Source organism: Halomonas sp. (assembly GCF_041689495.1).
Lineage (GTDB): Bacteria > Pseudomonadota > Gammaproteobacteria > Pseudomonadales > Halomonadaceae > Halomonas.
The window spans coordinates 1-17,899 of the sequence record NZ_JBDNGD010000075.1 but is presented as its reverse complement, the minus strand read 5'-3'; the positions used below and the strand labels follow the sequence as shown (position 1 = coordinate 17,899).

20 protein-coding genes are annotated in these 17,899 nt (G+C 61.5%); 18 read left to right on the top strand and 2 right to left on the bottom strand.

All coding sequences use genetic code 11. The features are described from left to right. Positions 1-120: 120 nt before the first annotated feature. The gene (locus ACESMD_RS02505; RefSeq protein WP_372610036.1) at positions 121-480 is read right to left on the bottom strand and encodes a hypothetical protein; all 360 of its coding nucleotides are present in this window, start codon (positions 478-480) and stop codon (positions 121-123) included. Positions 481-692: 212 nt separating this feature from the next. On the opposite strand from ACESMD_RS02505, the gene ACESMD_RS02500 reads away from it, so the two are divergent. The 5 genes from ACESMD_RS02500 to ACESMD_RS02480 all read left to right on the top strand — a co-directional run bounded on the left by ACESMD_RS02500 (position 693) and on the right by ACESMD_RS02480 (position 5,417). Further along, positions 693-872, top strand: coding sequence for a DUF2970 domain-containing protein (locus ACESMD_RS02500; RefSeq protein ID WP_372610034.1), 180 nt, complete (start codon positions 693-695; stop codon positions 870-872). A 197-nt stretch (positions 873-1,069) separates the two neighbouring features. After that, positions 1,070-2,185: a cytochrome c oxidase subunit II gene (gene coxB / locus ACESMD_RS02495; protein ID WP_372610032.1), complete on the top strand. Its 1,116-nt coding sequence runs from the start codon at positions 1,070-1,072 to the stop codon at positions 2,183-2,185. 60 nt (positions 2,186-2,245) lie between these two features. Continuing rightward, positions 2,246-3,877, top strand: a complete 1,632-nt coding sequence (gene ctaD / locus ACESMD_RS02490; protein ID WP_372610030.1) for a cytochrome c oxidase subunit I — start codon at positions 2,246-2,248, stop codon at positions 3,875-3,877. A gap of 287 nt (positions 3,878-4,164) precedes the next feature. Then, complete coding sequence (locus ACESMD_RS02485; protein WP_372610028.1) at positions 4,165-4,557, top strand: cytochrome c oxidase assembly protein; 393 nt, start codon at positions 4,165-4,167, stop codon at positions 4,555-4,557. After that, on the top strand, positions 4,554-5,417 hold the full coding sequence (locus tag ACESMD_RS02480; protein WP_372610026.1) for a cytochrome c oxidase subunit 3: 864 nt from the start codon (positions 4,554-4,556) through the stop codon (positions 5,415-5,417). Before ACESMD_RS02485 ends, ACESMD_RS02480 begins: the two co-directional genes overlap by 4 nt. A gap of 8 nt (positions 5,418-5,425) precedes the next feature. On the opposite strand, the gene ACESMD_RS02475 is transcribed toward ACESMD_RS02480, so the two are convergent. Beyond that, complete coding sequence (locus ACESMD_RS02475; protein ID WP_372610024.1) at positions 5,426-5,620, bottom strand: DUF2909 family protein; 195 nt, start codon at positions 5,618-5,620, stop codon at positions 5,426-5,428. On the opposite strand from ACESMD_RS02475, the gene ACESMD_RS02470 reads away from it, so the two are divergent. The 13 genes from ACESMD_RS02470 (at position 5,619) to ACESMD_RS02410 (ending at position 17,780) form a co-directional block, all read left to right on the top strand. Continuing rightward, a complete protein-coding gene (locus tag ACESMD_RS02470; protein ID WP_372610022.1) occupies positions 5,619-6,362 on the top strand; it encodes an SURF1 family protein in 744 nt (247 codons plus the stop codon). The genes ACESMD_RS02475 and ACESMD_RS02470 overlap by 2 nt on opposite strands. Continuing rightward, positions 6,359-6,913, top strand: coding sequence for a hypothetical protein (locus ACESMD_RS02465; protein ID WP_372610020.1), 555 nt, complete (start codon positions 6,359-6,361; stop codon positions 6,911-6,913). The genes ACESMD_RS02470 and ACESMD_RS02465 overlap by 4 nt, the downstream gene beginning before the upstream one ends. Before the next feature lie 11 nt (positions 6,914-6,924). Continuing rightward, complete coding sequence (locus tag ACESMD_RS02460) at positions 6,925-8,043, top strand: heme A synthase (protein WP_372610018.1); 1,119 nt, start codon at positions 6,925-6,927, stop codon at positions 8,041-8,043. Beyond that, positions 8,036-8,977 (top strand): heme o synthase, encoded by a 942-nt coding sequence (cyoE, locus tag ACESMD_RS02455; RefSeq protein WP_372610016.1) that lies wholly within the window; start codon positions 8,036-8,038, stop codon positions 8,975-8,977. The genes ACESMD_RS02460 and cyoE overlap by 8 nt, the downstream gene beginning before the upstream one ends. A gap of 91 nt (positions 8,978-9,068) precedes the next feature. After that, entirely contained in the window at positions 9,069-9,536 is a 468-nt protein-coding gene (locus ACESMD_RS02450; protein ID WP_372610014.1) for a DUF2489 domain-containing protein, read from the top strand. Positions 9,537-9,912: 376 nt separating this feature from the next. After that, on the top strand, positions 9,913-10,425 hold the full coding sequence (locus tag ACESMD_RS02445; protein ID WP_372610012.1) for an OmpA family protein: 513 nt from the start codon (positions 9,913-9,915) through the stop codon (positions 10,423-10,425). A gap of 214 nt (positions 10,426-10,639) precedes the next feature. Continuing rightward, a complete protein-coding gene (thrS, locus tag ACESMD_RS02440) occupies positions 10,640-12,538 on the top strand; it encodes a threonine--tRNA ligase (protein ID WP_372610010.1) in 1,899 nt (632 codons plus the stop codon). A gap of 34 nt (positions 12,539-12,572) precedes the next feature. After that, positions 12,573-13,112 (top strand): translation initiation factor IF-3, encoded by a 540-nt coding sequence (gene infC / locus ACESMD_RS02435; RefSeq protein ID WP_372610038.1) that lies wholly within the window; start codon positions 12,573-12,575, stop codon positions 13,110-13,112. Positions 13,113-13,198: 86 nt separating this feature from the next. After that, positions 13,199-13,393 (top strand): 50S ribosomal protein L35, encoded by a 195-nt coding sequence (gene rpmI, locus ACESMD_RS02430; protein ID WP_372610008.1) that lies wholly within the window; start codon positions 13,199-13,201, stop codon positions 13,391-13,393. A 35-nt stretch (positions 13,394-13,428) separates the two neighbouring features. Further along, positions 13,429-13,782: a 50S ribosomal protein L20 gene (gene rplT / locus ACESMD_RS02425; protein ID WP_372610006.1), complete on the top strand. Its 354-nt coding sequence runs from the start codon at positions 13,429-13,431 to the stop codon at positions 13,780-13,782. Positions 13,783-13,928: 146 nt separating this feature from the next. Next, positions 13,929-14,948, top strand: a complete 1,020-nt coding sequence (gene pheS / locus ACESMD_RS02420) for a phenylalanine--tRNA ligase subunit alpha (protein ID WP_372610004.1) — start codon at positions 13,929-13,931, stop codon at positions 14,946-14,948. A gap of 98 nt (positions 14,949-15,046) precedes the next feature. After that, a complete protein-coding gene (pheT, locus tag ACESMD_RS02415) occupies positions 15,047-17,428 on the top strand; it encodes a phenylalanine--tRNA ligase subunit beta (RefSeq protein WP_372610002.1) in 2,382 nt (793 codons plus the stop codon). Continuing rightward, positions 17,349-17,780, top strand: coding sequence for an integration host factor subunit alpha (locus ACESMD_RS02410; RefSeq protein ID WP_372610000.1), 432 nt, complete (start codon positions 17,349-17,351; stop codon positions 17,778-17,780). The genes pheT and ACESMD_RS02410 overlap by 80 nt, the downstream gene beginning before the upstream one ends. Positions 17,781-17,899 lie beyond the last annotated feature (119 nt).

Sequence of the window (17,899 nt, the reverse complement as noted above, 5' to 3'; positions counted from 1 at the left end):
TTTGATCTGTTGCCGTTCCTGACGCCGCTGCTCGGGCTGGGAGGATGGCCGGATAGCATTCACGGCGCCCCGTGGGGCGCTATGGTGGTTTAGAGGCCATAGTGGTTTAGAGTTAGCGGGTCAGATTTCTTCCCAGACCTGTCTGCGAAAGTCCATGGAGAGTTCAGTGGCTTTCTGGAGGCGTTCCATCTGAGCGTCGGTGACATCCTGAATGAGCTGCTGGTAGGATGCCTGGAACTCCTGTGGTGTGCAGGGCGCGTCTTCACCCTGGAAGCAGCCGGCCAGTCGCTGGTTGCTCTCGGCGATGGCCTTGAGGACCTGGGCCTCGAAGTACATGGCCTCGGCGATGCTTTCCATCCAGGCCAGTTGCACGCGAGCCATGGGCACCGCGTTCCTGCGCCATTGGGTTTGCCACCACTCCATCATGGGTTGGGTGGCCGCCGGGGCAGGGTTGGCAGTTGATGATTTATGTGTGGCCATGATCGACCTCCTGTGCCTGGAAAATGGGGCGTGTCGGTGAGTGGAAGCTTTCTGAACAAAGTATAGGCAAGATGCGTGTCTTTCGAGTCGTCTTCGAGGTGCCATTTCGGGTTGGTTTGATGTTGGTCAAGAGACTGGGTCCGGCAGAGGAAGTCGCCGGCGAAGCCCCTTTGTATGAAGCAGGTTGTCGATGGACAGGATGGAGAGGAACCATGGGTCCGTGGAAGGTCGTGAAATCGGTACTGGCCGCCTTTCTGGGTGTTCAGAAGGAGGACCGCCGTCGCGAGGATTTCGAGTCCGGCAAGCCGGCCAGTTTCATCATCGTGGGGATCATCATGACGCTGGTACTGATCGGGCTGGTGGCCGTAGTGGCCACCATGGCGGCTCGATGAACGTTGACGCTTGCGTTTGCGGCCTGGCGTGATGGCCCGGGTAATTTTGATGGAAAGCCTTTTATAATCGACTAATTCGTGGATAATATTGAATAATCGCTGCGAATCTTGTTTTTTGTGCTGTGGCCTTCTTGTGGCAGTTGATGGGTCTAACTGGTGCCGAGATGCAAAAAAACAACCTGACTGAGGAGGCGTCGATGCGCACGTCGTTCGTGTGGGTGGTGGGCTTGATCATCGCCCTGGTGGCTCCACTCGCCATGGCCAATGGCTGGAACATGCCCAGGGGGGTGACTGACGTCAGTGGCGAGATCTATTCCCTGCACATGATCATCTTCTGGATCTGTGTGGTCATCGGGGTGGTGGTGTTCGGGGTGATGTTCTATGCCCTGTTCCGCTTCCGCCGTTCGAAGGGCGCCGAGGCGGCCAATTTCCATGAGAATACCACCGTCGAAGTGCTCTGGACGGTGATCCCGATGCTGATCCTGATCGCCATGGCTGTCCCGGCTACCGCCACGCTCAAGCAGATGTATGATGCCTCCGACGCCGAGCTGGATGTGATGATCACCGGTCAGCAGTGGCGTTGGCATTACGAATACCTCGGCGAGGATGTGGCCTTTACGTCCAATCTCAGCACACCACGTGCCCAGATCCGTGGCGAGGAGGAACGTGGCGAGAACTACCTGCTCGAGGTCGACGAGCCGCTGGTGCTGCCCGTCAATCGTAAGGTCCGTTTCCTCTTCACGTCCGATGATGTCATTCATTCCTGGTGGGTGCCGGACCTCGCCGTCAAGCAGGACACCATCCCTGGCTTCGTCAACGAAAACTGGGTGCGCATCAATGAACCCGGCATCTACCGCGGGCAGTGTGCCGAGCTGTGTGGCATAAATCACGGCTTCATGCCCATCGTCGTGCATGCCATGGAAGAGGATGCCTTCGACGACTGGATGGTCGATCGCAAGGCGGCTGCCGAGCAGGAAGCCATGGGGGTCGATCGCGAGTGGGAACTCGCCGAGTTGATGGAGCGCGGCGAGAGTGTCTATGGCAGCATCTGTGCGTCCTGTCACCAGGCCGAAGGACAGGGTGCGCCTCCCGCCTTCCCGGCCCTGGCCGGTAACGAGCAGTTGATCAATGATGTCGATTGGCACATCAACAGGGTCATCAATGGTGTCTCCGGGGCCGCGATGCCGGCGTTCCGAAGCACACTGAACCCGGTGGAGATCGCGGCGGTCGTCACCTATTCCCGTAACGCCTGGGGTAATGATACCGAGGATGCGGTGCAGCCTTCGGAAATTGCCGAGAAGTTGTCGCAGTAACGCTGCCGCGACCATACGCCTTAATCGATTACAACGACGACAGTTTCAGGGAGATTACCGATGGCGCCCAAATTGCCCCCACATCATCCCGTCGAGCACAGCACGGCCACCGCCGGTGGCATGGCCGATGCCGAGCACGCCCGGCCGCGCGGCATCATGCGCTGGCTGCTGACCACCAACCACAAGGAGATCGGCACTCTCTATCTGATCTTGTCCTTGACCATGTTCTTCATCGGCGGGATCTTTGCGCTGGTGGTGCGTGCCGAGCTGTTCCAGCCCGGCCTGCAGTTGGTGCAGCCCGAGTTCTTCAACCAGATGACTACCATGCATGGCCTGATCATGGTCTTCGGGGCGATCATGCCGGCCTTCGTGGGGCTGGCCAACTGGATGATTCCGCTGCAGATCGGTGCGCCGGACATGGCCTTGCCACGCCTCAACAATTTCAGCTTCTGGTTGTTGCCCATCGGCTTCACGCTGCTGCTTTCCACCTTGTTGATGCCGGGCGGTGGCCCGAACTTCGGCTGGACCTTCTACGCGCCCCTGTCGACCACCTATGCGCCACCCTCGACCACCTTCTTCATCCTTTCCCTGCACATCGCGGGTATCAGCTCGATCCTGGGCGCCATCAACATCATCACCACGATCCTCAACCTGCGGGCCCCGGGGATGCGCATGATGGACATGCCGCTGTTCGTCTGGACCTGGTTGATCACCGCCTTCCTGCTGATTGCGGTCATGCCGGTACTGGCCGGGGTGGTCACCATGATGTTGATGGACATCAACTTCGGCACCAGCTTCTTCAATGCCGCCGGGGGTGGTGATCCGGTACTCTTCCAGCACCTCTTCTGGTTCTTCGGGCATCCCGAGGTCTACATCATGATCCTGCCGGCCTTCGGTATCGTCTCGGCGATCATCCCGACCTTCGCTCGCAAGCGGCTCTTCGGCTATCCCTCCATGGTCTACGCTACGGCCGCGATCGCGCTGCTGTCTTTCCTGGTCTGGGCGCATCACATGTTCCTGGTGGGGTTGCCGCTGGTCGCCGAGCTGTTCTTCATGTACACCACCATGCTCATCGCCGTGCCCACCGGGGTGAAGATCTTCAACTGGATCGCGACCCTGTTCCGTGGCTCGATCACCTTCGAGCCACCGATGCTGTTTGCCCTGGCCTTCGTGGTGCAGTTCACCATCGGCGGCTTCTCCGGTTTGATGCTGGCCATCGCCCCGGCGGACTTCCAGTATCACGATACCTATTTCGTGGTGGCGCACTTCCACTATGTGCTGGTTCCCGGATCGCTCTTCGCGATCCTCGCCGGTGCCTATTACTGGCTGCCCAAGTGGACCGGTCACTACCCCAACCTGAAGCTGTCCCAGTGGCACTTCTGGTTGTCGGTCGTCGGGGTGAACCTGACCTTCTTCCCGATGCACTTCTCGGGTCTGGCGGGGATGCCTCGGCGTATTCCCGACTATGCGCTGCAGTTTGCCGACTTCAACATGGCCTCGAGTATCGGCGGCTTCCTGTTCGGTACCTCTCAGCTGCTCTTCGTGCTGGTGGTCATCAAGTGCGTGCGGGGCGGCGAGAAGGCGCCGGCGAAAGCCTGGGAGGGGGCCGAGGATCTCGAGTGGTCAGTGCCGAGCCCGGCACCGCTGCATACCTTCGAGACGCCGCCGACCTTCCAGCATCGGTCGCATTGATGTGGTGCAATTCGGACCCCGGTGGTCTTGATACTGACCGCCGGGTGTCCGGCCCCCTGAATGGAGTGCTAGATGATGCTAGATGATGCAAGATGATCCTGATCAGCGGTCGGCCAACCCTGGCGTGAAGCGAACCGTCACCCGTACCGTGGCGGCCCTGGTCGGCATGTTTGCCTTCGCCTTCCCCTGGTGCCGCTGTACGACGTCTTCTGTCAGGTGACGGGGCTCAATGGCAAGGTGAATACTAGCGCGCAGCACTGGTCAATGAGGCGATGGACGAATCACGGATGATCACGGTCCAGTTCATCACGCGAGGCAGTTCCGGTCTTCCCTGGCGGATGGAAGTAGAGACTCGACAGGTCAGGGTCTATCCCGGCCAGAGCAATGAAATCAATTTCACCTTCCATAACCAGGGTGACGAGTCGAATTGGGGGCGCGCGGTACCCAGTGTTTCGCCGTCGATTGCCTCGAAGCACCTGCGCAAGATCAATTGTTTCTGTTTCGAAGAACAGAACCTGCAGGCGGGGGAAAGCCTGGAGCTGCCGCTGGTGTTCCAGTTGACCCGCGATCTGCCCCCCGAGGTCAATACCGTAACCCTGGTCTATACCCTGTATCCGGTCACCCACAACAATGCGCCTCTCCAGGCCAAGGTGACTGACGGCAAAGGAGATGAGGCATGAGTGGTGGCACCTATTACGTTCCGGCGAGCAGCAAGTGGCCGATCCTGGCATCCGTCGCACTTGGCGTGATGATGGTTGGTACCGGGACACTGATTGTCCATGGTTCCGCCGGCGCCCCTGTGATGGTCCTCGGATTGCTGGGAATCCTCGCGGTCATGGCGTTCTGGTTCCGCGATGTGATCAGGGAGTCTCGCCAGGGCCTCTATGATGCCCAGGTGGACCGTTCCTTCCGCTGGGGGATGGGCTGGTTCATCTTCTCGGAAGTGATGTTCTTCGCCGCCTTCTTCGGCGCGCTCTTTTATGTGCGGACCTTCGCCTTGCCCTGGCTGGACGGGGAGGGCGCCAAGGGCGTCGCCGCACTCTTGTGGCCCGACTTCAGTGCCAGCTGGCCGCTGATGTCACCCCCGGATCCTTCCATCTCGGGTCCTCGGCAAACGCTCAGCCCGTGGCATCTCCCCCTGGTGAATACCCTGATCCTGGTGACGTCGAGCATCACCCTGACGGTCTCTCACGAGGCGCTCAAGGAAGGGCTGCGCACGGTCGCCCGAAACTGGCTTGCCGTTACTGTCCTGTTGGGCGCGCTCTTCATCTCTGTTCAGGGGGTCGAGTACTACGCGGCCTATACCCACTACGGCATCACCCTGCAGACCGGCATCTATGGCGCGACCTTCTTCATGTTAACGGGCTTCCACGGGTTGCACGTGATCATCGGGACCATCATCCTGGCCAGCATTCTGGTGCGCATCCTCAAGGGTCACTTCTCCGGAGAGGATCACTTCGGGTTCGAAGCGGCTTCCTGGTACTGGCACTTCGTGGACGTGGTGTGGATCGGGCTCTTCATCTTCGTCTACGTCTTCTAGCGCCGTCATCAGGCGGCGAGGTCGCCCAGATAGAAGCCGTACAGGAGCAGGCCCAGCAGGGTGACGCCCAGGGCGATGCGAACCTTCAGCGAGATCAGCACGCGGCGGGACTGTCCACCGTCTCGCAGCAGGAACCCCGCGCCCGCCGCCAGGCTGGTTACCATGGCCAGGAAGACGACGGCAATCAGGATTTTCAGTAACATGGGTGACTCCTCGTATGGTGATGACAGGCAGGATGCCCGATCTGGGCGTCCTCGCCAATGGCTGTGGTGGAGTCTCTGGCTTCCGCTGGTGGTTCTGGGTGTCTTCCTGGGCCTGTGGCAATGGGATCGAGCCGGGGAGAAGCGCGATTACCTGGCGCGACTCGATGCCGCACCCGAGCTTACGGCCCCACGTGACGCGCCCCCCGAGGGAACGCACCTGACCCTGAGTGGAGAATATCTGGCCGACCAGACCCTCTTCCTGGACAATCGCACCCTCGACGGTCGTCTGGGGGTAGCGGTGCTGACTCCCCTGCGAGGTGACGATGGTCGTGTCTGGCTGGTGGACCGGGGGTTTCTGGCAACAGGGCCCAGCAGGGAGACGCCAAGGGTCGAGACGCCCGAGGGCAGCGTGACCCTGAAGGGAGCCTGGCAAGTCGCGGGAGACCAGCCACCGCTATTCGGTCCCAACCGCGAGGGGCAGCGCTTGCAGGGGATTGTCCTGGAGGCCTGGGAGCAGGATTTCGCCCACCCGGGCTGGTTGCATCTCGAGGACGGCGAGGGCGCCCTTGATGCCTGGTGGCAACCCAGTGTCATGCCGCCCAGCCGTCATCTCGGCTATGCCGTTCAGTGGTGGGGGCTGGCGCTTGCCGCCCTGCTGGTGATGCTGATCGGTGGACGTAAACTCGACAATGCCCAAGATAAACGCAAGTCGGCACCCCAATCTCGAGAGACATCCCGATGACTGCTTCTCGCACACCTGAGGTACGCCATTCCAGGGTCAAGTTGCTGGCCCTGATCGCGGTCTTCGCCTTGCCGATGTTGGTGGCCTGGGTCATGGTGACCTGGCGCATCGGCATTCCGGACGAGCGTACCGCCCATGGTCAACTCGCCCCGGACCTGCCCTCCCTGTCCGAGTGGCCTGTCGCAGGGCCCAACGATGCCCTGGATACGGGCGACTGGATACTGGCCTTCGACTGTTCCAGCAACTGTGAGGTCATGGCCGATCAGTGGTGGCGCGTGCATCGTGCCCTGGGTCGCGAGGCCCCGCGAGTGAGCCGCTTGAGAATCGGTGGGTCATCGGACACCCTGCCGGGGGAGATGGTGACCCAGTGGTCAACACGCCCCGATTGGCAGCAGCCGGGTCAGGTATGGATCCTCGACCCTCGCGGAAGAGTGGTCCTGTCCTATTCGGTCGAGGTCGATGCCGAGGACGTCCTGGCCGATGTCAATCGCTTGTTGCGCATTAATCCGGAGGCTCCGGTGCATGTCGGTAGAGAGGTGGCCAGGCGTTGACTGCACCAGAGATGATGTCTTCCTCACAGGCCTCTTTCCGGATTGATCCGGGCCGTCGCCTGACGCTGTTGTTGACCCTGAGCCTGGTCGGGTTCCTGTTCACCATGGTGGTGATCCTGATCGGGGCCTGGACTCGTCTGGTGGATGCCGGCCTCGGATGCCCCGACTGGCCCGGCTGCTACGGCCGTATGGTTGTGCCGGATGCCGAACGTGCCGCCTTCCATACTCCCGACGCGCCCCTGGAGAGCTTCAAGGCCTGGGTTGAGATGATCCACCGTTATGTGGCCTCCACCCTGGGCCTGCTGGTGATTTCCCTGGTCGTCTGCGGTGCGCCACTGCGTCGCTTCCCGGGGTTTCCCTGGAAGGTCAGTCTGGCCTTGCTGGGTGTCATCTTGATCCAGGGGGGCTTCGGCGCCTTCACCGTGACCCTGAAGCTCTGGCCCCAGGTCGTTACCCTGCATCTGCTGGGCGGGCTCTCGGTTATGCTGCTGTTTCTCTGGTTGCACCTGCGCTTGCGGCGCTTCAAGGCGGGTGACCTGACGTTGGGTGGGATACCGGCACCTCGTCGGGCCTTGTCGCCTCTCTGGTGTCTGGCCGTCGTCCTGCTGGTTTTGCAGTTGGCCCTGGGTGGCTGGGTGTCGAGCAACTATGCGGGGATCGCCTGTCAGGGCTTCCCGACCTGCAATGGTCAGTGGTGGCCGACCATGGACTGGAGCGAGGGCTTTCATCTGACCCAGACGGTGGGACCCAACTACCTGCATGGCCAGTTGCACGCCGATGCGCGAACGGCGATACATTTCGGTCATCGCCTGGGCGCCTTCCTGCTCGGCCTGGTCCTGGTGCTGCTGGCCTGGCGTCATTGGAAGGAACCAGGGTTGCGCCCCTGGCTTGGTGGCCTGCTCGGCGTGTATTCTGTGCAGCTCGGAATCGGCATCGCCAATGTGCTGATGTGGTTGCCACTCTGGCTGGCGTTGTTGCATACCGCGGGCGCGGTGGCGATGGTGGCTACCCTGGCAATGGCCGTCTGGCACTGGCGCGAATCCTCGATTCGGTCCGCAAGACCACAACACCAGGAAACGTATCCGCAAGGTGAGACACGGCAGGATAAGAAGGAGTGGGGGCATGTCTAACGCTGAGGTCGACCGCATGGAATCCGTGGATCAGACGCAATGGGGCTGGCGTGACCTCTTGACTCTCTGCAAGCCCAGGGTCGTGGTGGTCATGCTGGTCTGTTCCTTGGTGGGCATGGCCCTGGCGAGCCCGGTATTGCCGTCTCCGTCTGTCGTGGTCTTCGGGCTGGTGGGTATCGGTCTGGCGGCCGGCGGGGCCGCTGCTTATAACCATGTGGTGGATCGCCGCCTGGATGCCATGATGCTGCGTACGTCTCGGCGCCCCCTGGCGACCCAGCGCATGCCGACCGCCTTGGCGCTGGGCTGGGCCACGCTTCTCTCGGTGACGGGAATCGGTCTGCTCCTGTGGCAGGTCAATGCTCTGACGGCCTGGCTGACGCTCGGTTCGCTGATCGGCTACGCCCTGATCTACACGACCTTTCTCAAGCGCGCGACGCCCCAGAATATCGTGATCGGCGGTGTCGCCGGTGCGGCGCCCCCTCTCCTGGGCTGGACGGCGGTGACCGGTCAACTGGGTCCCGAACCGTTGCTGCTGTTGCTGATCATCTTTGCCTGGACGCCCCCGCATTTCTGGGCATTGGCGATCCACAAGCGAGACGAGTATGCCCGGGCGGGTATCCCGATGTTGCCGGTGACCCACGGTGAGGCCTTCACTCGACTCCAGGTCTGGCTCTATGGCTGGCTCACCGTCGCCGTCACCCTGATGCCTTTCGTCATCGGCATGAGTGGGGCGGTCTACCTGGTGGGCGTGATGGCGTTGAATATTCGTTTCATGATCTGGAACTGGCGAGTATGGCGGGGGCGGGACCCCGAGGCTCCCCTGGCGGCGTTCTGGTTCTCGATTCGCTATATCCTCGGTGTCTTCGGCGTCCTGCTGCTGGACCATTATTCCCATGGCTGGGCCTGGTTAGTGCTTGGTTCGGCACTCGACTGAAATCCCGGGTTTGCGTGTGACCTTGTCGGTTTCGGTTAGCCGTTCCTGTGCTGTATGATGGTTGTACAGTTCTTGTACGGTGTTCTCTGCCATGACGACTACGACTCTGATGGTGCTGGCTGTTCTCGGTGTGCTCATCATCGCCGGCCTCGCCGCCTACGCTTTCACTCTGTGGCGTGAGGTCCGCCGTCGCCAGGCCTTCCGTGAGGAAGAGGATCGAAGGGCCATCGACAATTGCCTGGAGAACCTGGAGATGGTGGCTTCCTCACTGGTCCAGGGTCAGGTCGATATCACCGAGGGTGCCTGGCGCTGCAAGGCGTTGCTCGAGATCATCGATCCACAACTCGGCGAGCGTGACTCCTTTCGCGCCTTCGGTGAGGTCTTTGAACGGACCCGCCACCTGCATACCCACTCGGCACGGGCCGATCTGACCCCCAAGGCACGTTCCCAGGAAGATCGAGAGCGTTTCGTTGTCGAGGATGAGTTGCGCGAGTCGGTCATGGAGGCGGCTCGGGCGGTGCTGGAATTCAGACGGCGGTGGCCAGAGAGCTTGCATTGACGCCAATTCCTTGAGCCTGGAACTTATTTCACCCTTTACTGTCTTTCTGCCGACTTCTTGATTGCATCCGGGCTTTTCATCATTCAAACTATGCTAAGGCCGTTAATGACTGATATAGGGTTTTGTCTTGATCGGCCCCCCCAAAATGGCCGGGATGGCAATTATCTGCTTTCCTGGTTAAAGGACCGGTTCGTTTCAGACGTGTCGCGTTCGAATTTAGCGTAGAGAAGGAGATTTACCTAAAATGAGAAAATCAACAACTGGCTTGTTACTCGGTTCGGCATTGGCGCTAGGTCTTGCCGGCTGCGCGACTTCGAACAGTAGTCCGTCCTCTGATCGTGGCTGGAGCCCGTTTGTCTGCGGCCTCGCAGGTGGTGTGATCGGCGGTGGTATCGGATATGGCACCAGCAGCGACGAGGATTCCGGGGCGGCGATCGGTACTACAGCCGGTGCCACCATCGGAGCCATGCTGTGTGCCGATCGTTCTCCGGAACCCGTCGCTGAGCCCGCACCCATGCCCGAGCCGGAACCGGCCCCGGTGCCGACTTTCGAGCCGGTGGTCCTGAGCAGTGACGTCACCTTCGCTTTCGACCGCTCCGAGCTGCGGCCCGAAGCGCAAAGTGTACTGAACAACGTGGCAGCCAGCCTGCGCCAGAACCCCAACGTTCGCGTCAACATCGAGGGTCACACTGACGCCGTCGGCAGCAACGAGTACAACCTGGGTCTTTCCCAGCGTCGTGCCGATTCCGTGAGTTCCTACTTGATGTCTCAGGGCATCTCCGGTGACCGCATGCGTACCATAGGCTACGGTGAAGAACGTCCGGTGGCGACCAACGAGACCGACCAGGGTCGTGCCATGAACCGTCGAGTGGAAATCAACGGCCAGTAATACGGTCGTTTGACTCCCGGCCTAGGCCGGTATACGGGGGCGCCATCGGGCGCCCCCGTTCGTTTGTGTCCACCGTGGTGCGCTATGGGGCGATTCTGGTAAGGTAGCTCCCCGCTGCGAGCGGCATCGCCCTTCGCGGCAGTTTTTTTCCTTTTTCCGTTCATCGCGACATGTGGTCTTTCGTATGGGCCACCACTGTGCACAAGGACTCTTCATGCCCATCGTGACCCTGCCTGACGGCAGCCAGAAAACCTTCGACGTCCCCCTCACCGTGATGCAACTGGCCGAGAGTATCGGCCCCGGTCTTGCCAAGGCCTGTGTGGCCGGCAAGATCGACGGCGTGCCAGTGGATGCCGCCGACCTGATCGACCACGACGCCGAGGTGTCCATCCTCACGGCCAGGGATGAAGAGGGCCTGGATATCATCCGTCATTCCTGCGCCCACCTGATCGGTCATGCCGTCAAGCAGCTGTATCCCGAGGCCAGGATGGCCATCGGGCCGGTCATCGATGATGGCTTCTATTACGACATCGATTTCGGGGAATCCGTGACGCCGGAGGATCTCGAACGCATCGAGTCACGCATGAAGGAGCTCATCGATCACGACTACGACGTGATCCGTGATTATGTCGATCGTGATCAGGCGATGCTGGAATTCCTGCATCGTGACGAGCCCTACAAGCAGGAGATCGTTCGCGAGATTCCCGAGGGTGAGTCGATTCGCCTCTATCGACACGAGGAATACGTCGACATGTGTCGGGGGCCGCATGTGCCCAATACCCGTCATCTCAAGGCCTTCAAGTTGACCAAGCTGGCCGGGGCTTACTGGCGTGGTGATGCCAGCAAGCCGATGCTGACGCGACTCTATGGCACCGCCTGGGGTGACAAGAAGGCACTCAAGGCCTACGTGAAGCGCCTCGAGGAGGCCGAGAAGCGCGATCACCGCAAGCTGGCCAGGAAAATGGACCTCTTCCATCTCCAGGAGGAGGCGCCGGGCATGGTGTTCTGGCACCCCAATGGCTGGACCCTCTATCAGGCGCTTGAGCAGTACATGCGTCGCGTGCAGATCGACAATGGCTATCAGGAGATCAAGACGCCCCAGGTGGTGGACCTCTCATTGTGGAAGAAATCCGGCCACTGGGGACATTACAGCGAACTGATGTTCACCACCGAGTCGGAGAAGCGCGACTATGCGGTGAAGCCCATGAACTGCCCCTGTCACGTCCAGGTGTTCAATCAGGGGCTGAAGAGCTATCGTGACCTGCCGCTGCGCCTGGCGGAGTTCGGCAGCTGTCATCGCAATGAACCCTCAGGTTCCCTGCATGGGCTGATGCGGGTGCGTGCCTTCACCCAGGATGACGCCCATATCTTCTGCACCGAAACGCAGATCCAGTCCGAGGCTGAAGCCTTCATCGCCCTGACGCTCAGGGTCTACCGGGAACTGGGCTTCGATGATGTCGAGCTCAAGCTTTCCACCCGCCCCGAAGGCTTCATGGGTGAGCCGGGCCTCTGGGACCGCGCCGAGGCCGGGCTGGAGGCGGCGCTCGATGCGACGGGGCTGGAATGGGAACTCCAGCCGGGGGAGGGGGCCTTCTACGGGCCAAAGATCGAATTCGCGCTGCGCGATTGTCTGAATCGTGTCTGGCAATGTGGTACCCTGCAGCTCGACTTCAACCTTCCGGGGCGTCTGGGTGCCCAGTTCGTGGACGAAGACGGGGTTCGCAAGACGCCGGTCATGCTGCATCGGGCCATCCTGGGTTCCTTCGAGCGCTTCATCGGGATCCTGATCGAGCACTACGCCGGTGCCATGCCGCTATGGCTGGCGCCGCAGCAGGCGGTGGTCCTGACAATCACTGATGCTCAGCGTGATTATGCAGCGGCCCTGGAGGGGCGTTTGCAGAAAGTGGGTCTGCGTGTCAAAGCGGACTTGAGGAACGAGAAGATCGGCTTTAAAATCCGCGAACATACGTTGCAGAAAGTTCCCTATCTCCTGGTGGTGGGAGATAAGGAAGTCGGGGCCGATTCGGTGGCCGTGCGGACGCGAAGCGGCGAAAACCTCGGCACCATGACCGTCGATGAGTTTATCGAGCAGGTGGGTACCGAACTCGGCTGACGACTGTCGTCAATTGTTTTAAGGAGACGGAACGATCAAGCGAAGCAACCCAAGAGGGCGCGTTCAAGACAAGCGCCCCCCCATGAACGAGCGTATTACCGACGATCAGGTTCGCCTGATCGACAGCGATGGCGAGCAGCTGGGCGTGGTGCCCACCAGTGAAGCACTGGAGCGCGCCGAGAACGCCGGTATGGACCTCGTGCAGATATCCAACGCCGATCCCATCGTCTGCAAGATCATGGATTACGGCAAGTTCGTTTTCGAGCAGAAGAAGCAGAAGTCTGCCCAGAAGAAGAAGACGAAGCAGATTCAGGTCAAGGAAGTGAAATTCCGGCCTGGCACCGACGTGGGTGACTATCAGGTCAAGATGAAGAACCTGACGCGTTTCCTCGAAGGTGGCGACAAGGGCAAGGTCACGCTGCGCTTTCGCGGTCGTGAAATGGCACACCAGGACATCGGCCGCCGGCTGATGGAGCGGATCGCCGCCGATCTCGACGAGATCGGGACCGTGGAGGCCTTCCCGAAGATGGAAGGCCGCCAGATGATCATGATCATTGCCCCCAAGAAAAAGTGATCCGACGGCCAGTTTAACGGGAGGGTGACAGCCTGTCGCCCTTTGGCCCCGGGTTCTCTTAAAAACCTCGAGCGGAGTCTTTTCTCATGCCGAAGATCAAGACCAACAGTGGCGCCGCCAAGCGCTTCAAGAAGACGGCAAACGGCTTCAAGCACAAGCAGTCGTTCCGTAGCCATATCCTGACCAAGAAGTCGACCAAGCGTAAGCGTCAGCTTCGTGGCATGAAGCAGATCCATAGTGCCGACAAGGCGCTGGTTCAGCGAATGCTTCCGAACCTCTAATCCTTGGTTGACCCTCTTATCGTCAGGAGTACGTTATGGTACGTGTCAAGCGTGGCGTCGTCGCACGTCGCCGTCACAAGAAGATTCTCAAGCAGGCCAAGGGGTACTATGGTGCCCGTTCGCGTGTCTTCCGGGTGGCCAAGCAGGCCGTCATCAAGGCCGGCCAGTATGCCTATCGTGACCGCCGCAACCGCAAGCGCCAGTTCCGGGCCCTGTGGATTCAGCGCATCAATGCCGGTGCTCGCCAGCATGGCCTGTCCTACAGCCGTTTCGTGGGTGGCTTGAAGAAGGCCGGCATCGAGATCGATCGCAAGGTGCTGGCGGATCTGGCCGTCAACGAGAAGGCGGCCTTTGCTGCCATCGTCGAGAAGGCCAAGGCTGCCCAGTAAGTGACATCGACCGCCAGGGGCCGGGACATCCGGCGCCTTGCTGACGTCGCAAACGGGGGAAGAGCAGCCGCTCTTCCCCCGTTTTTTTTGGCAAGTCATGTTTCCAACCAAGCTTGATGACAAGCATCTGAATCGGAGCGTAACGGATGGACCACCTTCGCACATTGGTCGCCGAGGCCCGCCGGGCCATCCGGGAGACGGACACGGCCGCCACCCTGGAGGAGCTGCGGGTGCGCTACCTCGGCAAGAAGGGCGAGATCACCGCACTGCTCAAGGGGCTCGGCAAGCTGCCGCCCGAGGAGCGTCCGGCGGCCGGGGAGCATATCAACCAGGCCAAACAGGCTCTTGCCGAAGAGCTGGATTCACGTCGTCGGGCCCTCGAGAAGGCGGCCCTGGAAACACGACTGGCCGCAGAGCGTCTCGACGTGACTCTTCCGGGTCGAGGGCAGGCCTCCGGTGGCCTGCACCCGGTGACCCTGACCCTGGAGCGTATCGAGGGACTCTTCACCCGAATCGGCTATGACGTGGCCTTCGGTCCCGAGATCGAGGATGACTACCACAACTTCGAGGCGCTCAATATTCCGGCACATCATCCGGCCCGCGGTATGGCGGATACCTTCTATTTCGATGCGACTCGACTGCTGCGTACCCATACGTCTCCGGTTCAGGTGCGCACCATGAAGGCCGGTGAGCCGCCGTTTCGCATCGTCTGCCCGGGGCGGGTCTATCGCAGCGATTCCGATCTGACCCATACGCCGATGTTCCACCAGGTCGAGGGTCTGCTGGTCGACGAGGACGTGAGCTTTGCCGATCTCAAGGGCACGATCCAGGACTTCCTGCATGCCTTCTTCGAGCGTGACGATCTTTCGGTGCGCTTCCGGCCCTCCTACTTCCCCTTCACCGAGCCTTCTGCCGAGGTCGATATCCAGTGCGTCATGTGTGGCGGCGACGGCTGTCGGGTCTGCTCCCAAGGTGGCTGGCTGGAAGTGATGGGCTGCGGAATGGTGCATCCCGAGGTGTTTCATCACTCGGGAATCGATGCCGAACGTTACACGGGCTTCGCCTTCGGCATGGGGGTCGAGCGGCTGGCCATGCTCCGCTACGGCGTCAATGACCTGCGGCTGTTCTTCGACAACGACCTGCGCTTCCTGCGCCAGTTCGCCTGAGCGTCTCCAGAACACAACCCCTCGCAGACCTGTCGACGGATCAGCCCCGACATTCACTCGACATGGACAGCTCTGAGACCACAGCGATAGGATTTGTCATGAAATTTTCAGAACAGTGGTTGCGTGACTGGGTATCTCCCCCCCTCGCGACCCGGGCCCTGGCCGACCAGATCACCATGGCGGGCCTGGAAGTGGATGCCGTGGAACCGGTAGCCGCCGCCTTCAGCGAGGTCGTGGTGGCTGAGGTGGTCGGCAAGGAGCCCCATCCCGATGCCGACAAGCTCAACGTCTGCCGGGTCGACGACGGCAGCGGTGACACGCTGCCGGTGGTCTGCGGCGCGCCGAATGTGGCCGTCGGGCAGAAGGTGCCCTTCGCCCGGGTGGGTGCCGTCCTGCCCGGCGGCTTCACCATCAAGAAGGCCAACTTGCGCGGCCAGGAGTCGCGGGGGATGATCTGCTCGGCTTCGGAACTGGGACTCGAGGAGGAGGCCTCCGCCGGCATCCTCGTGCTGCCGCCATCGGCGGTGGTGGGTGGGGACTTCCGTACCTTCATGGGCCTCGACGACCACACCATCGAAGTGGATCTGACCCCCAACCGCGGTGATTGCCTCAGCCTCAAGGGCCTGGCGCGGGAAGTCGCGGTGCTCAATCGCCAGGCGGTGACGGGACCGGTCATCGAGCCGGTGTCGGCCAGCCATGACGAGTCCTTTCCGGTTCGCGTCGAGGACTCCGAGCGCTGCCCGCGTTACCTCGGCCGTCTCATCAAAGGGGTGGATGTCGGCGCCGAGACGCCGCTGTGGATGGTCGAGCGGCTGCGTCGCAGTGGTATCCGTTCCATCGATCCTGTGGTCGATGTCACCAACTATGTGATGCTGGAGCTCGGCCAGCCCCTGCATGCCTTCGATCTCGCCAACCTCCAGGGCACGGTCATCGTTCGCCTGGCCCGGGAGGGCGAGCGCCTGGTGCTGCTCGACGGCCAGACCATCAGCCTGGATGACGCCACCCTGGTGATCGCCGACGAGCGCGGCCCGCTGGCGATTGCCGGTGTCATGGGGGGAGAGTACTCCGGTGTGAATGCCGAGACTCGCGATATTTTCCTCGAGTCCGCCTTTTTCTCACCGCTGGCCGTGGCCGCCCAGGCGCGGGCCTTCGGGTTGCACACCGATGCCTCTCACCGCTTCGAACGAGGCGTCGATCCCGAACTGCCCCGGGAGGCGGCCGAGCGAGCCACGGCACTGCTCCTCGAGATCACCGGCGGCGCCCCCGGTCCCCTGGTCGAGGTGACGAGTCATTCCCATCTGCCGGCGCGATCCCGCATCCAGCTGCGCGCGGCTCGTCTGGAACAAGCGCTCGGAAAGTCCCTGCCCGTCGATGAGGTCAGTGAGATCCTCGAACGGCTGGGGACGGTCGTCACCGCTGATGCCGATGGCTGGGTGGCAGAGGCACCCAGCTGGCGCTTCGACATGGCCATCGAGGAAGACCTGATCGAAGAGGTCGCGCGCATTCATGGCTATAATCGCCTGCCGGTGCGTCGGCCCTCCGCGCGCCTCGCCCTTCGCCCCGACCACGAGGCCCGCACCCCCTTGGCGCGACTGCGTCAGCAGATGGTGGCCCGTGGCTATCAGGAAGCGGTCACCTACAGCTTCATCGCCCCCGAGCTGCAACGCGCACTGCTGCCCGAGGCGGTCTCTCCGGTGCTCGCCAACCCGATCTCCAGCGATCTGTCGGTGATGCGCGCCAGCCTCTTTCCGGGACTGGTTCGGGCGTTGCAGTACAACCTCAATCGTCAGCAGCATCGGGTGCGACTCTTCGAGACCGGCCTGGTGTTCCGCGGTGAACTCGATAATCTGCATCAGACGCCGATGCTTGGTGCCCTGGTCTGCGGTGCCCGCCTGCCCGAAGGCTGGGCCGGCGGAAAGGAGTCGGTGGATTTCTTCGATCTCAAGGGGGATCTGGAGAGCCTGCTCGCCATGGGTGGCGAGGCGGATGCCTGGCGCTTCGAGCCGAGTGAGCACCCGGCACTGCATCCCGGCCAGTGCGCCAGGCTTCTTCACCGCGGAGAAGAAGCCGGCTGGATCGGTACCCTCCATCCGGCCGTGCGTGGTGAACTGGGCCTCAAGGTCGATGCCCTGCTCTTCGAGGTGCGACTCGATGCCCTGACCCAGGGTCGGGTGCCGGCCTTTTCGCCACTCTCCCGCTTTCCCGAGGTGCGGCGTGATCTGGCGTTCCTGGTCGACGAGCATCTGCCCGTCCAGTCCCTGCTCGATACGCTGCATCGTCAGGCCGGCGACTGGCTGGTGGCTTCGCGGCTTTTCGATGTCTACCAGGGTCAGGGGGTGCCGGAAGGGCGCAAGAGCGTGGCCCTGGGCTTGACCTGGCAGCATCCTTCGCGCACGCTGAATGACGATGAAATCAACCAGTTGGTCGATGCCATCGTCACCGAATCTCGTCAGCATCTGGGTGCAGAGCTGCGTGGCTGAGCCACTCGAGACGGGCAGGCGGGGCGGATCCTATCATGAGGACGTGAACATGGGTGCTTTGACCAAGGCCGAACTGGCCGACCATTTGCATGATGAGCTCGGCCTGTCCAAGCGAGAGGCGAAGTCGATGGTCGAGGCTTTCTTCGAGGAGATTCGTGCCTGCCTGCGCGAAAACGAACAGGTGAAGCTGTCCGGTTTCGGCAATTTCGATTTGCGTGACAAGCGCGAGCGACCGGGACGCAACCCCAAGACAGGGGAGGAGATCCCCATCTCGGCTCGACGGGTAGTGACTTTTCGCCCCGGCCAGAAGCTGAAGAGTCAGGTCGAGGACTTCAAAGGGACGCCGAACTGACTCGACCGAGTCGGGACTCGTCCCATCAGCAACCGACCGTTCGTTATCGACGCCATCCCTGGGTGGCGTTCTGCGTTGATCCCACCATTCAGACGCCGCCACCGCGTTCCAGCACCCAG

Bases quoted from the DNA above. Each gene is read 5' to 3' on its own strand.
- ACESMD_RS02505 (WP_372610036.1), bottom strand. From the start codon at position 480: ATGGCCACACATAAATCATCAACTGCCAACCCTGCCCCGGCGGCCACC.
- ACESMD_RS02500 (WP_372610034.1), top strand. From the start codon at position 693: ATGGGTCCGTGGAAGGTCGTGAAATCGGTACTGGCCGCCTTTCTGGGT.
- coxB (WP_372610032.1), top strand. From the start codon at position 1,070: ATGCGCACGTCGTTCGTGTGGGTGGTGGGCTTGATCATCGCCCTGGTG.
- ctaD (WP_372610030.1), top strand. From the start codon at position 2,246: ATGGCGCCCAAATTGCCCCCACATCATCCCGTCGAGCACAGCACGGCC.
- ACESMD_RS02485 (WP_372610028.1), top strand. From the start codon at position 4,165: ATGATCACGGTCCAGTTCATCACGCGAGGCAGTTCCGGTCTTCCCTGG.
- ACESMD_RS02480 (WP_372610026.1), top strand. From the start codon at position 4,554: ATGAGTGGTGGCACCTATTACGTTCCGGCGAGCAGCAAGTGGCCGATC.
- ACESMD_RS02470 (WP_372610022.1), top strand. From the start codon at position 5,619: ATGGGTGACTCCTCGTATGGTGATGACAGGCAGGATGCCCGATCTGGG.
- ACESMD_RS02475 (WP_372610024.1), bottom strand. From the start codon at position 5,620: ATGTTACTGAAAATCCTGATTGCCGTCGTCTTCCTGGCCATGGTAACC.
- ACESMD_RS02465 (WP_372610020.1), top strand. From the start codon at position 6,359: ATGACTGCTTCTCGCACACCTGAGGTACGCCATTCCAGGGTCAAGTTG.
- ACESMD_RS02460 (WP_372610018.1), top strand. From the start codon at position 6,925: ATGATGTCTTCCTCACAGGCCTCTTTCCGGATTGATCCGGGCCGTCGC.
- cyoE (WP_372610016.1), top strand. From the start codon at position 8,036: ATGTCTAACGCTGAGGTCGACCGCATGGAATCCGTGGATCAGACGCAA.
- ACESMD_RS02450 (WP_372610014.1), top strand. From the start codon at position 9,069: ATGACGACTACGACTCTGATGGTGCTGGCTGTTCTCGGTGTGCTCATC.
- thrS (WP_372610010.1), top strand. From the start codon at position 10,640: ATGCCCATCGTGACCCTGCCTGACGGCAGCCAGAAAACCTTCGACGTC.
- rpmI (WP_372610008.1), top strand. From the start codon at position 13,199: ATGCCGAAGATCAAGACCAACAGTGGCGCCGCCAAGCGCTTCAAGAAG.
- rplT (WP_372610006.1), top strand. From the start codon at position 13,429: ATGGTACGTGTCAAGCGTGGCGTCGTCGCACGTCGCCGTCACAAGAAG.
- pheS (WP_372610004.1), top strand. From the start codon at position 13,929: ATGGACCACCTTCGCACATTGGTCGCCGAGGCCCGCCGGGCCATCCGG.
- pheT (WP_372610002.1), top strand. From the start codon at position 15,047: ATGAAATTTTCAGAACAGTGGTTGCGTGACTGGGTATCTCCCCCCCTC.
- ACESMD_RS02410 (WP_372610000.1), top strand. From the start codon at position 17,349: ATGACGATGAAATCAACCAGTTGGTCGATGCCATCGTCACCGAATCTC.